The organism is Actinophytocola sp. (assembly GCF_009379765.1).
Classification (GTDB): Bacteria; Actinomycetota; Actinomycetes; order Mycobacteriales; family Pseudonocardiaceae; genus Actinophytocola.
In genome coordinates, this window is sequence record NZ_WHTD01000218.1 from 1 (window position 1) to 12903 (window position 12903).

Sequence of the window (12903 nt, forward strand, 5' to 3'; positions counted from 1 at the left end):
AGCTCGTGGTCGCAGGCTCCGCCCAGCTGGCGGCACGTCATCGTCTTCATCGATCAGCCCTCCTTGACCTCGAAGATGCGGATCATGCTGCCCGCGGGGTCGCGGAAGGCGCAGTCGCGCACCCCCCAGGGCTGCTCGGTCGGCTCCTGGACGACGTCGGCGTCGTGGGCCTGCAGGTGCTCGAACGTGCCGTCGAGGTCCTTGGTGGCCAGGTTGATGCTGGCGTAGGTGCCCTTGGCCATCATCTCGACGATGGTGCGGCGCTCGTCGTCGGTGATGCCGGGGTCGACGGCGGGCGGGTGCAGGACGATGGAAATGCCGGGCTGGTCGGGGGGCCGACCGTGATCCAGTGCATCCCGCGGAATGCGACGTCGTTGCGGACCTCGAAGCCGAGGGTGTCGCGGTAGAAGGCCAGGGCTGCGTCCGGGTCGTCCTGCGGCAGGTAAGTCGCGTGAATGGTGATGTCCATGGCGGTCACATTAGGTGCGGCTCGGTGACCGCGCTTCTCGATTCCTGATCGGCCTGGTCACCTGTTTCGCCACGCACGGCGGCATTCCCGCCGTCGCGCGCACCTCGTGGTGCCGGTAGGTGCTGGGCGGGATACCGACCAGTTCGGTGAAGCGAGTGCTGAAGGTGCCCAGCGACGAGCAGCCGACCGCGAAGCAGACCTCGGTGACGCTGAGGTCGCCACGGCGCAGCAGCGCCATCGCGCGCTCGATGCGCCGCGTCATCACGTAGCCGTACGGCGACTCACCGTAGGCGAGCCGGAACTCGCGGCTGAGGTGCCCGGCCGACATGTGCGCGCCGCGGGCGAGCGCCTCGACGTCCAGCGGCTGCGCGTACTCCCGGTCGATCCGGTCGCGGACACGGCGCAGCCGCGCGAGGTCGCGCAGGTGCTGCGCGGCGGCGGGTCTGCTGGTCACCTGAACGATCGTGCCACAGGCCCTGGGTGGCGAACAGCACCCGCCCGGCATCCAGATCGGCGAACAGGCTGATGTAGTCCTGCCCCTTGCGTGCCGAGGTTTCGTCCATCCCCACCCGGCGCACCGCGGAGAAGTCCTCCCGAGCCCGGGCGTGCACATGATGCTCCACGATCCGCCACACCCGGGTGTCATGCTCGCGCACGCTCTCGGCGACCTTGCGCATCGGCATCGCCCTGGCGAAGGTCAGCACCAGCGCCTCGAACAACATGGTGAATCCCGAACCCGGCCGAGCCCACGGCACCGCCACCAGTCGCACCCCATGCTCCGGGCAACGCACCCGCGGTACCCGCGCGTGCAGGAACGCCTTGTGCTGAAAGAAATCCAGATGCCGCCACGTCTTGTCCACGGTGTCATGCACCGGGCACCGATCCTGCCCGCACCCCGGCTCCGAACACGAGAACCGGGCACCCCGCTGGGTAGACCACATGAAGATCCAACCGACCCGACTCCCGCGCGAACTCCGCCTGACTGACCCGCCACGGCTCGCCCAGCCCCAACGCCACCGAGAACAACTCCAGCCCGTCCACACCAAACCCCGTCAACCACGTGACCATCACCGACGGTCACACAGTCAACGAACCAGCCTACAGCCACGGCGCCGGCGACGCCGTACTCGTCGCCGCAGGCGCAACCCTGCGGGACCACATCCGCCGAAGCCGCGACCTCATCTGCCGCTGGGGAGGCGAGGAGTTCGTCATCCTGCTCACCAGCACCTCACCTGAAGACGCGCTGGCGATCATGGATCGCATGCGGCTCGAGGTCGGGAAGCTCGTTGTCAGCTACCTCGCCGCGGCGGGAGGCAAGACCAAGACCGTCGACGCCATCACGATCTCGGTGGGCATCGCGATCGCCCCACACGCCGGCACCGACCTCGACACCCTCTACACCGACGCGGACGAAGCCCTCTACGCAGCGAAGGAAGGCGGCCGCAACCAGGTGCGAATGGCACCGCGCCGCATCCACTCCTCGGCGACGAGCCCGCCGGGCGGGCCGACCTCGCAAGGACAAGATGACGGCCCCGATGACACGTCGGAATCAGTCGGCGTTCCGGCAAGCGCCTAGATCCGTCGCCACCCACGCCGACCACTACGGCTCGCCCACATCTCCGGAATCGGCCACAACCTCCAGCCGATTCAGGTCGCCGTGCGATCTACAACGTCCAGGCGGGTCGCGCTGGCCATGGTGCTCGCGCCGGAGCCGGTTGTGCCCTTCGCCCGGGAGACAGGCAACCGGCCACACGAGGCCGAGGCCATGACCACCCTGGCCACCGTGCACGAGCAACTCGGCCGGCTTCGGGAGGCGCTCGACGGACACCAGCAGGCGTTCGAACTGGCTCGGGTCATCGGCGGCCATTACACCAAGACCGAGGCGCTCACCGGCCTGGCCCCCGCGCACCACCGGGCCGGCCAGCACGACCTCGTGATTTCGTGGGTGAGTTTGGCCCCACTTGAGAACGAGTTTCGGCCCCACCCCGGGTTGTGTGACCGCGTGTTGTGGGAACGAGTTTGGCCCGATTTGTGGATCTTTCGCGTCCCGCTGCTCGTTGATCGCCGTGGTGCTCCACGCGTTGATCGCCACCCCGCCGGTAGCGTGGGTGGTGTGCCGGCTGTCCTGGTGGAGGGGATCGGCGGGCAGGCCGACGAAAGTTCCAGCCCTCGTGGTGCGGGTGCCCGGCTCGTACAGTGTGCCGGTGGTAGATCACTTCGCGGTGCACCGGTGGGAACGCCACGAGCCGGCCGTCGCGGTGTTGGCCATTCCGCCGGCGGCCGAGCCGGGGGTGGGTCAGGATGTGCGTCGGCTCGCGGCGGCGTATCAGCGGCACCTCACGGGGCGGGGGGTGAGCGTCATCCCCGCGCGCTGGCTGCATGTCACGGTGTGCATGCTGGGTTGGGCCAGCGATCTGCCCGCGAGCGGGCAGAACTACGCCGATTTTCTGGCGGTGTTCGCCAACCGGGTCGGCCAGGTGCTGCATGCGCCGACCGAGTTGCAGGGGGCGCAGGTCGGCCGCACCGGCGTCTTGCTGGGGCTGCGCGAGGGGGTCGTGATGGTCAGCTCGGGGGGCGCGGCGGCGGCGGCCGAGCGGACACTGGGCCGGCGTGGCGAAACTCCGAGGACCCCACATCTCGGCCTGGCCTACTTCACCTCCGAGCAGGCCGATCCGTACGCCTCGGTGAACCTCGCCAACCAACCCGATCAGCTCGGCAAGCAGACCGCGTACTGGACCGTCGACCACCTCAGTGTGGTGGACCTGGTCCAGGACCGGGCCGCCCGCCAGTACCGGTGGACCGTGCGCGACGAGATCCCCCTGCTCACGGCACCACGCCCGGTGCACGATGCCGGGTAGTGCGGTACGCGCGGAACACAGACCGCCGCGCATCGTCGCCGGTCCCCGCTCTTTGGCTCAGCTCGTGCCGAACGCACTGAGAACCCCGCCGCACTGCTCCGCGAGACCCTGGCCGAGCAGGTCGAGCAGCTGGGCCATCACCGAGACCACCCAGGAGCACGGCGCCGCCGCGGTAGACGAGCAGGCCCACGGTGCAATTGCCCGCCGGGGCGCCGGTAGCCGAGCTGGCCCGAGCCCTGGCAACCCTGGTCACCCGCCCCAAGACCGAGCGCCAGCAGACCAGCACCGTGAAGGCGAGCGAGGACGCCGCCGGCGGGGCCAGCCGAGGCCAGCGAGGACACCATCAATGCAGTTCGAGGGCGGTCTGAGCTACCCTGGACCCACATCCCAGGCCAGGGCCACCGATCCGCTGCGTGGCGAGCTGCTCGCCCGGGGGCAGAATCAGTTCGCCGATGAGCTGATCTCTTAAGAGAGAGCAGGCGACGGTGGATGTCGGATTCGAACTCCGGAGTGCTCAGGACAAGGGTGATGGTGTGTTCGCCATCCGGTCCTTCCAGATGGGTGAGACGGTGATGGTTGGCGTCGTCGACCATGAGGTCGACCGCAACCACGCCCACGCCTCCCAGGTCAGCGAGGAGCGCTTTGTGGTGCACGGCGGGATGGTCCCCAAGGTGAACCACTCGTGTGAGCCGAACTGTGGGATCCGCCTCAACTCCAGCGGTGCTCACGACTTCGTGGCCCGTAAACCCATCGCCGCCGGCCAAGAGATCACTTATGACTATGCCATGCGGAACTACTCGGTCGAGTACTTCGCCGCCCATTGCCGGTGCGGCTCGCCCCGCTGCCGTGACCGCATCACCGGGTGGAAGGATCTACCCGCTCAACGCAAAGCGGACTACGACGGCTTTGTCGCTCCCTACCTCACCGACATCGACGAACGCAACCCCGCCGGCTACCTGGCCAAAGCTTCTTCCGTACTGATGCCCGCTCACCGCATCGGAATCCAGTCCTCGTCGTCCTCGTCGTCAGGCTCGCCTTCGTCGTCCGAAGCCTCATCATCGGCGTAGAGGCAAGGATCACGACGGGTGGTCAGGGAAACCTCCGCGCCGACCGCGACCCGGATTGTCAGTCCGCGGCGAGCGTGAGGCCGCGGGCGACGTAGTCGGCTCAGTCGCCGGCCGGGCCTCGGTCACTGTGGCCGTGGCCGTGGCCGGGCCAGAGTGAATTGCAGGCTGTCGAGGAAGGCCGGCAGCCCGGTGATCGGGTGGTTGCCGTGTGCGGTGAGGAACTGGCGGAGTTCATTGTGGACGGTGGCCGGCGGTGCGCAGGAACTGTCCGCAGATGGTGAGCAGCTCCAGCAGGTGCGCCTGGTGTGCCGCGGCCGGGTCTGGGTGGGGCAAGGCATCCTCGGGCCCGTTGTCGTTGTCGGGTAGGAACATCGGGCGCTCCCGTTGGCCGGTTCAGCTGGTGGGTGCTGGGATTGCTGGTGGCGGGTGTGGGCGAGCCGGTAGGAGTCGGAGCCAGTCTCGAGGATGTTGCCGCCGAAGGTGATGCGGTCGACGATCGCCGCGCAGAGCCTTGGGTCGGTGAAGGTCCGGGTCCAGCCGGAGAACGATTCGTTGGAGGCGATCGCGCCGCTGTTTTTCTCCTCCCGCTCGGTCAACACCTGGAAGAGCAGTTCGGCGCCGCGGCGGTCGAGTTGCATGTAGCCGAGCTCGTCGATCTATGCCGAACTCGGCATAGATCGATCTATCCCGACTCCGCGACTATGCCGAGCGTGCGGTGGTGTGAAGGCGAGAAGTGTTGCGGTGGTGGGGGTCTGGCGGGTGGGGTGGGTGCGGGGGTCGGCATAGTCACAGGCTTTCGAGGAAGGCCAGCAGCTCGCCGGGCTGGTAGCGGCCTGGTGCTGTGGACGGCGGCGTGGTGGCATCGAGGGCGCGCTGATCAGTGCCAGGTCATGTTGATCGCGCGTTCGAAGTTGACGTATCCGGCGCGTTGGAAGGCGTTCGCCATGGGAGTGTTGCCGATGTCCGTGGCCGCTCGGATGCGCGGGGCGTCCTGCGTGTTGAGGATGCGGGTGCCTTCGGCGAGGATGTCGTCGATGTAGCCGTTGCCTCGGTGTTCGGGCAGTACGTCGAGGTAGCCGATGATGGGGTTGTAGTCGTTGCGGGCCGGGGTGACGAACCCGACCGGCTCGCCGTCGGGCAGCGTCGCGATCCGCCACCAGTCCTGCGGGCTGCGGTAGTGCGCGAGGTCGTCCTCGTAGTGTCTGATCGCCGCCTCGCGGGCGGACATTCGGGTCAGGTCGTGCCTGCTGTGTGCGTCCAGCGTCCCGTCCAGGACCAGGGTCATCAGGGTGAGGATTTCCTCGGTGTCGCGGACCGGCCGGAACACCAGGCGCCCTCTCGGCTCGGGGATCGGTGTCCCGGGGCGCCACTGGAAACGCAGCCGTTCGACGAACAGGCGGGCACCGGTCCGTTCCAGGGCGGCCATGCGGTCCTCGATGACGCGCCTGGTCGTCTCGCCCTCGCGCCAGTCGGGTGGGACGTCACGGTTGTACTCGGGTGGACGGGCGCCTGCTGGGACGACTTCGGCCATGGTGGTCTGCAGCAGCCGCGCGCCGATGTCCACGCGGTCGCGATCCGCGCCGTTGTCGTCGATGTCGAAAATGTCCAAGAGAAATGGTGTGTCGTCTCCGGTCCGACCCCACCAGGCGACCCTGGCGAGCAGGTGGTCGCCGCGAAGGGCGACCCACATCCATTCCGGCCGGCGACGGCCGACTGCGAGGTCGTCCGCCAACTCCTCGTTGAGGACGTAGGGCAGTCGGGAGAAGAGGTTGAGTTCTTCGCGCCCGGCGATCGGGCGCATGGTCAGGTCGTTCTGTTCCACGGTCAAGGCACGCTCCAGGGAAGGCGCCTGTCCGCTCCGGGGTCAGACGCGGTCCGCGCCCCGGGAGGACACCAGCGCGGTGATCATGGGGATCATGGGCTTATCCCTCCTCTCGGTGTCGTGGCCCTCGGTCCTGTCGACAGGGGTCCGGCCGCAAGATCTATCCGATCACAGTCCCCCGCGCAACCCCTTTTGCGTCACCGACCCGGCATAGTTCCTGGCCGAGGTTGACGCTTCTGGTGTCGGAGCAGGGTGCTCCGGGTCGGAGGCGAGGTCATGTCTGGGACGAGGAGGAAGCCCGGTCGGATGGGGCCGTTTGTCTCGGGTTTCCGAACGAGCTTGTCGGAGCAGGGGTATTCGGTCCTGGTGGTCCCCAACATGCTGAAGGACATCGGCGCGCTGGGCCGGTGGATGCAGGAACACGACGTGCGGCCGGGCCAGTTGTCTCCGGCGGTGATCGCCGAGTTCCGCAACGATCGCCTGGCGTTGGGTCGGCGACAGGTTCCGAGTGTCAAGAGTTTCGAACCGTTGCTGCGGTTCCTGCGCAGCGAGAGGGTGATCGGAGAACCGTCCAGGTCGGAATCGGCGCTGGAGAAGCTGCTGGTCGACTACCGCGGGTGGCTCGTGACGGAGCGGGGCCTGGCTGAGGCGACGATCATCCGATACGAGAATCTTGCCCGCCGGTTCCTGCAGCAACACCTGGCCGACGCGCGCACCGGAGTCAGGGCTTCGCGGTAGTTCATCCTCGCGACCGTCGTCTCGGCGGTGCGGCCCTCGCGGGTTCTGCGGGTTCGGGTCACGGTGCGCAGCCGCTGCTTCCAGGCGTTGGCGACCTCGGCCGGCAGGTGCAGGCTGTCGATGCCCGGGTGGTGCCGTTCCAAGTCGGCCCAGAACCGGTTGCCCAGCAGGTTCGACAGCGACACCAAGCTGGAGTAGTCCAGCGCGGGTTGGCGCTCCCGCAGGTAGTCCACCAGCAGATCCCGGATCGGGCGGCAGATCAGCCCGTAGCGGTCGATCAGTTCCTCCGGAGTGCGCTGCCCGCTGGTGCGCAGCTCCCGCAGCGTGGCCGGGGCCTGATCGCCGAACACGTCGAGGGTGTGCAGCAGCCGGTAGAAGGTGTGCGTGGCCCCGACCCCGGTGCGTGGGCCTCGCCCTCGACCTCCAGCAACTCCAGGACATCGCCCGGGGTGATGTCGGCCAGTATGCCGCCCTTGGCGGCCAGGATCTGCGCAGCCCGATAACTGATCCGGGTCGCGTGCGCCCGAGACAGGCCGGCTCGGCCGAACACCGCGCCCGCAGGCGCTCGAGTCCGTCGGTGTCCCGGTATCGAGCCAACACGGTGGTCAGGGATCCCCGGCGGAAGTCGGCGACGACCAGCATGGACACTGACGGCCGGATCACGTCGGCGGCGATCGCCAGCAGCAGGGCGCGGAAGAACGCCTCGTGATGCCAGTCGGCAGTCACGCCGCGCTCGCGCAGCCAGCCGCGCGGGATCTCCCGCCACGACCGTCCGGCGGTGTCGGCTCCGGTGGCCAGCCAGCGGTCCTGCCAGGTCTGGCCCGGGTGCTCCACCAGCCAGTCCAAGCAGCAGGCCGAGGCCGCGTTGGTGGGCACCGGGACGGTGTCGACTGGACGGCTCCGGCGCGAACGGCGGGCGGGTCAGCCGTGCCCAGATCGTGTCACGTCCGGCTCGGGTGGCCGGGTCAAGGGTGGTCGAGCGCCCGCTGTGACTCGACGATCTTCACGGCGACGTGGTCGACGAGCCGGTCGTCGGGGTTGGTGAGGTCGAGCGGGGTGAGTTGTTCGATGCGATGGATGCGGTAGGAGATCGTGTTGACGTGCACGCGGAGTGCACGGGCGGCTTGTTTGAGGCTTTCGTGCTGGTTGAGATAGGTCGACAGGGTCGTGATGAGGTCGACCTTGTGGGTGGCGTCGTAGTCGATGAGTGGGCCGAGGATCTCCTGGGCGAAGCGCCACAGTTGGCGCATGTCGCCGATCTGGAGCAGTAGCCGGTAGATGCCCAGTTCGTCGTAGGGGATCACCTGGCCGGACCGGCCGATGCGGGTGCCGACGTCGATCGCGTGCTGGGCCTGGCGCAGGCCCGTCGGCGCGTGCTCGGGGTGTTCGGTCTGTTCGCTGAGGCCGCAGCTGGGGTCGGCCTCGATCGCCTTGTGCCGTAGCAGCTTCACGTAGTTCGCCAGTGCGTGGTCGGCCAGGTTCCGGCTCGGCTCGCGGCTCGACTCGCGCAGGATCAGCACCACCTCGAAGCCGCGGGCGACGGCGAGTGCGTCGGGCAGCGCCGAGTTGAGCCGTTCCACGAGCTCGTCGGCGACGTTGTGACTGGGGCCCGGCGGTGGGTCGGCGATGGTGGGCCGCAGCACCGCGACCCGGTAGGGCTGCGCGCCGTCCAGGCCGAGTGAGCGGGCCTTGCGCCGTGCGTCGGCGGTGTCCAGGAAGTTGCCCGTCACCAGTGCGTCCACGATCGCCGCTTGGTAGCGCAGGCCGAGGTCGGAGCTGGTGCGTTCGTTGGCGAGGGTCAGCGCGAACAACGTCGCCGCGTAGGTCGTGGTGAGCAGGTCGGCGTCGTCGGAGCGGCCGCCGGCGGCGACGGCGCGGTCGAGCACGACCAGGTATCCGAGGGTGGTGTCGCCGATCGTGATCGGCGTTGCCTGGCAGCCGCGGGCCAGGGCCGAGTCCGGCATGGCCGGCAGGCGCACCGGGCGCCGTTCGGTGGCCAGGGCGCGCAGCACCCGGCTCACCGCGACGTCGTCGGGGTGCCAGTTGACGGTGTCGTCGCCGGCTCGGGCGAGCAGCGTGAAGGTGGGATCGAGCAGCAGCACGGCCTGGTCCAGCGTCTCGGCGAGCACTCGGGTGAGCTGGCGGGCGTCGGCGCCACGCACGGCCGCGTCGGCGACCTGGTCGCAGATGGTGATCATGCGTCGGTACAGCGAGTTCTGCCGGGACAGCCCGGTGACCACGTCCGGTTCGCCGGGGGAGTGGGTCGGCTCGACGCTCATGTCGAGCTCCCGAGCCGGCGCAGGGCCTCTACGAGGGTCGCGCCGGAGTCGCGACCGCTCGGCAGGTGCACGAGCACGCCGGCGACGAGGTCACGGAGCTCGGTCACGGTGTCGAGCGTGGTGCGCACGACGTGGTCGAGGTCGCCGGTGCGGGACGGCAGCACGGTCGGCGCGGACACCTCGGGGTCCTCCTGGGTGCGGCGCAGGATGGTGATCTCGTCCTCGAAGGGGGCGAGCGTGGCGATCACGGGGACGTCGACGCCGCGGGCACCCAGTTCGGTGAGGCAGTGTCGCGCGTCGGCCAGGTCGTAGATGACGTCGGTGACCAGGAAGTGGGCGCCCGCGACGACCTTCTGCTCGGCCCGGTCCAGCTCGTGCCCCCGATCGCGGGCCGATGTGCGCAGGGCGGCGCCGATGACGAACCGGGTCGTGTCCGGTGTGGACACTCCGCGCCAGTCCGTGCCGTCGTTGAGCCCGGCGAGAGCGGCGACGAGGCGGATCGAGTCGACGTCCCACGCCGAGCCGGGGTCGGGGTAGTCGCCGGCGACGCGGGGCGTGCCGGTCCGGCAGACCACCAGGTGCAGCCCGAGGGCGTGTGCGCCGAGGAGGTCGGCCTGCAGTGCGGCGAGGCTGCGGTCGGCGGTCTCCACCTGCAGCACGACGTCGGTGTGCACCCGCTCGTTGAGCAGCACGCCCGCGGCGACCGGGCTGACCCGGGTGGCCGGCGGGCCGGGGTCGGTGATGGCGAGCAGGTCGGCCCCGGCCGCGGTGAGCCGCTCGGCCTGGTCGATGAACCCGGCCAGGCCGGCGCCGTGCGGCGCGCGCATGCCGGCCAGCACGACGAACCGGTCCTGGTACGGCCAGCTGACCTGGTGGGGCCGGTGTCCGGTCGGGGTTGTCCGCGCCACCGCCCGGTTCGGGTCGCGTGGCTCCGGTCGCCGCCGCGGGGCCGGGACGAGGTCGGCGACCGCGTCCGCCACGGCGCGGATGTGTGCCGGTGTAGTGCCGCAGCAGCCGCCGACGATCGTGGCGCCACCGGCCACGAACCGCGTGGCGGCGTGCGCGAAGTAGTCGATGTTGTGCGCGTAGCGCAGCTGCCGGCCCATCCGGCGCGGGGTGCCGGCGTTGGGCTGCACGGACACGGGCAGTGCGCAGTGGCGGGCCAGCTCGGCGACCACCTCCCGCAGCACGGCCGGGCCGACCGTGCAGTTGGCGCCGAGCGCGGCGAGGTCGAGCCCGGCCAGTGCCGCGGCCACGGCCGCCGGCTCCTCGCCGCGCAGGGTGCGGCCGTCCTCGCCGAACGTGAGCTGCGCGATCACCGGCAGGTCGCACTCGGCCAGCGCGACCTCGACGGCCTGCCCGAGTGACTCCGTGTCGCCGAAGGTCTCGAGGATGATCACGTCGACCCAGTTGGACAGCGCCGCGACTTGCTCGCGCAGGATCGACGCGCGCTCACCGGCCGGCGTGCGGCGGGTGAGGCTCGCGCTCATCGCGGGCCCGACACTGCCCGCGACCACCACCTCGCCGCCCCGGCCCCCGGCTCGGTCCGGATCACGGTCGGTGGCCGCCTCGCGAGCAAGCCGCGCGCCGGCGATGTTGATCTCGACGACGCTGTCCTCGAGGCCGAACCTGGCCAGCCGCAAGCGGTTCGCGTCGAACGTGTTGGTCTGCACGAGTCGTGCGCCAGCCGCGAGGTAGGCGGTGTGCAGGTCGCGGACCAGGCTCGGCCGGGTGAGGTTGAGCTCGCAGAGCGACCGGTCGAGCGGCACGCCCGCCGCGTGCAGCATGGTGCCCATCGCGCCGTCGCACACCAGGACGCGCTCGTCGGTGCCGGGGGCCCACGCCGATCGGGCGTCGCGGCGGGTGTCCGTCATCGGCACCACCTGACCTCTTTGTCAGCGAATGAGACCGATCCGTCTCGTGATGCTAGCGCACCGTTGGCTCATATGCGTGCATTGATTGACCAATACGCTAAGTGAGGCTACTCTACGCAGACAGTCTGAGACAGACCGGTCTCAATCTTTCGACTCGGACGCCTTCGCACTCCACGTTGATTCAAAGGAGAAGACGACTCATGAGTGCTTACGACCCGAGGACGGGCACCGGCATCCCCACCGAGCCGGTCGGCTCGCTGCCGCGGCCGGCCAAGTTGCAAGAGACCTACGCGGCCTACGACGCCGGGACGGCGACGCGGGAGGAGCTGGAGGTCGAGCAGGACAAGGCGGTACGGGACTCCATCGAGCGCGGCGAGGCCACCGGGGCGCCCATCATCTCCGACGGCGAGCAGCGCTGGTCGAGCTTCGCCACCTACCCGGTCGCCGACACGCTGGCGGGCACGGGGCTCGCCGACCACCTCGGTGCGGGCGGCCAGTACTTCGCCATCTTCGCCGACGGGCACGGTCGGCAGCTGCCCAAGCTCACCAGCGGACCGTTCCGGTACAAGACCTTCGCCGCGGACACGCTGAAGAAGTCGATCGGGCTCACCACCAGGCCGATGAAGCAGGCGGTGATCGCACCGTCGATGCTGGCGCTGCTGTACCCCCTGGACGAGGAGGTGCCCGGCTACCCGCGGGCGCAGTTCGAGGAGGATCTCACCAACGAGTGCGAGAAGGACATCCGCCAGGCCTTCGCCGCCGGCGCCGCCCGGGTGTCGATCGACTTCACCGACGGTCGACTGTCCACTCGCAACGATCCGCGTAACCCGTGGACCGGCCGCAACCTGCTCCCGCACTTCATCGAGCTCAACAACCGGGTGCTCGACCGGTTCACCCCGGAGGAGCGGGCGAGCATCGGCATCCACACCTGCCCGGGCGGGGACAGGGACTCTGTGCACAGCGCCGATGTGGACTACAACGACCTGCTGCCGAGCATGTTCGGGATGAACGCGGGCTCCTTCCTGATCCAGCTGGCGAGCGAGCGGGATCGGGACCGGGTCTACAAGATGATCGGTGAGCACCTCCGCGACGACGCCAACGGCGTGGCGCAGATGGCGTACGTGGGCGTGATCAACCCGCTGAACCCGCGGGTGGAGAGTCCGGAGGAGGTACGCGACGCGCTGGTGCGGGCGGCGAACTTCATCCCGAAGGAGCGCCTCGGGGCGACCGACGACTGCGGGTTCTCGCCGTTCAGCATCGACGAGAAGCCCAACCACGGCTCGCCGGACTTCGCGCGCGACGTGGCGTTCCAGAAGATCACCAACCGGGTGGCGGGCACCCGGCAGGCGGCGGAGAAGCTCGGCGTCGGCTGACCCTCGAACCGGTCCGCCGGGGTGGCGGTCACGTCGTCGCCCCGGCGGATCTTCCAGCTAGTCGACTTCGAGCCCGTAGCCGCGCAGCAGGAGCACGCCGACCTCGCGGGCCCTGCCGGCCGCCTCGGTGTCGCCCTCGTGGGCGGCCATGATGGAGCCCTTCATGAGGATGTGCCACTGGCGGGCGAAGGAGTCGGTGTTGTCGACTCCGGCGGCCGCGGCGAGGCCCTTGAGGTAGTGCCGGATGTTGGCGAGGTGTTGCACGCTCGCCTGGTAGACCGGGTTGTCCTTGCCGGTGGTCTCGATCATGGTCGTGAGGAACGCGCAGCCCTCGAAGTCGGGCTTGGCGAACCATTCGCCGAAGACGTCGAAAATGGCGAGCAGCTGTTCGGCGGGCGTGGTTCCGCGGCGCTGGCTCTCGGC

Annotated in this window: 9 protein-coding genes and 5 pseudogenes; 5 read left to right on the forward strand and 9 right to left on the reverse strand. The window is 69.4% G+C overall.

Annotation, left to right across the window (positions count from 1 at the left end; all coding sequences use genetic code 11):
• Positions 1-53: 53 nt before the first annotated feature.
• The 3 genes and pseudogenes from GEV28_RS39075 to GEV28_RS39085 all read right to left on the reverse strand — a co-directional run.
• A pseudogene (locus GEV28_RS39075) lies at positions 54-469 on the reverse strand (VOC family protein).
• A 10-nt stretch (positions 470-479) separates the two neighbouring features.
• Positions 480-923 (reverse strand): helix-turn-helix transcriptional regulator, encoded by a 444-nt coding sequence (locus GEV28_RS39080; RefSeq protein WP_291418876.1) that lies wholly within the window; start codon positions 921-923, stop codon positions 480-482.
• Positions 924-942: 19 nt separating this feature from the next.
• Positions 943-1537, reverse strand: a pseudogene (locus GEV28_RS39085) (helix-turn-helix domain-containing protein); the annotation flags it as partial.
• Between GEV28_RS39085 and GEV28_RS39090 the strand changes: the two are divergent.
• The 4 genes and pseudogenes from GEV28_RS39090 (at position 1530) to GEV28_RS39105 (ending at position 4394) form a co-directional block, all read left to right on the forward strand.
• A complete protein-coding gene (locus GEV28_RS39090; protein WP_291418878.1) occupies positions 1530-2045 on the forward strand; it encodes a GGDEF domain-containing protein in 516 nt (171 codons plus the stop codon). The pseudogene GEV28_RS39085 and the gene GEV28_RS39090 sit on opposite strands and share 8 nt — an antisense overlap.
• Before the next feature lie 189 nt (positions 2046-2234).
• Positions 2235-2342: pseudogene (locus tag GEV28_RS42865) on the forward strand (hypothetical protein); the annotation flags it as partial.
• A 298-nt stretch (positions 2343-2640) separates the two neighbouring features.
• Positions 2641-3327 carry a hypothetical protein gene (locus tag GEV28_RS39100; RefSeq protein WP_291418882.1) on the forward strand — a complete coding sequence of 229 codons (687 nt, stop codon included), beginning with the start codon at positions 2641-2643 and terminating at the stop codon, positions 3325-3327.
• Positions 3328-3812: 485 nt separating this feature from the next.
• Complete coding sequence (locus GEV28_RS39105) at positions 3813-4394, forward strand: SET domain-containing protein-lysine N-methyltransferase (RefSeq protein ID WP_291418884.1); 582 nt, start codon at positions 3813-3815, stop codon at positions 4392-4394.
• Positions 4395-4810: 416 nt separating this feature from the next.
• Here GEV28_RS39105 and GEV28_RS39110 read toward each other — a convergent pair.
• From GEV28_RS39110 to GEV28_RS39130, 5 genes and pseudogenes are all read right to left on the reverse strand, one after another.
• Positions 4811-5050 (reverse strand): annotated as a pseudogene (locus GEV28_RS39110) (ATP-binding protein); the annotation flags it as partial.
• A 221-nt stretch (positions 5051-5271) separates the two neighbouring features.
• Positions 5272-6216, reverse strand: a complete 945-nt coding sequence (locus GEV28_RS39115) for a GNAT family N-acetyltransferase (protein ID WP_291418895.1) — start codon at positions 6214-6216, stop codon at positions 5272-5274.
• Positions 6217-6824: 608 nt separating this feature from the next.
• Positions 6825-7304, reverse strand: coding sequence for a hypothetical protein (locus GEV28_RS39120; protein ID WP_291418886.1), 480 nt, complete (start codon positions 7302-7304; stop codon positions 6825-6827).
• A gap of 615 nt (positions 7305-7919) precedes the next feature.
• Positions 7920-9233, reverse strand: a complete 1314-nt coding sequence (locus tag GEV28_RS39125) for a helix-turn-helix domain-containing protein (RefSeq protein WP_291418888.1) — start codon at positions 9231-9233, stop codon at positions 7920-7922.
• Positions 9230-11107: a homocysteine S-methyltransferase family protein gene (locus GEV28_RS39130; RefSeq protein WP_291418891.1), complete on the reverse strand. Its 1878-nt coding sequence runs from the start codon at positions 11105-11107 to the stop codon at positions 9230-9232. Before GEV28_RS39130 ends, GEV28_RS39125 begins: the two co-directional genes overlap by 4 nt.
• Positions 11108-11307: 200 nt before the next feature.
• Between GEV28_RS39130 and GEV28_RS39135 the strand changes: the two genes are divergently transcribed.
• A complete protein-coding gene (locus GEV28_RS39135) occupies positions 11308-12480 on the forward strand; it encodes a 5-methyltetrahydropteroyltriglutamate--homocysteine methyltransferase (protein ID WP_291418893.1) in 1173 nt (390 codons plus the stop codon).
• A gap of 57 nt (positions 12481-12537) precedes the next feature.
• Here the strand turns inward: GEV28_RS39135 and GEV28_RS39140 are convergent.
• Positions 12538-12903, reverse strand: a pseudogene (locus GEV28_RS39140) (TetR family transcriptional regulator); the annotation flags it as partial.

Bases quoted from the DNA above. Each gene is read 5' to 3' on its own strand.
- GEV28_RS39135 (WP_291418893.1), top strand. From the start codon at position 11,308: ATGAGTGCTTACGACCCGAGGACGGGCACCGGCATCCCCACCGAGCCG.
- GEV28_RS39130 (WP_291418891.1), bottom strand. From the start codon at position 11,107: ATGACGGACACCCGCCGCGACGCCCGATCGGCGTGGGCCCCCGGCACC.
- GEV28_RS39125 (WP_291418888.1), bottom strand. From the start codon at position 9,233: ATGAGCGTCGAGCCGACCCACTCCCCCGGCGAACCGGACGTGGTCACC.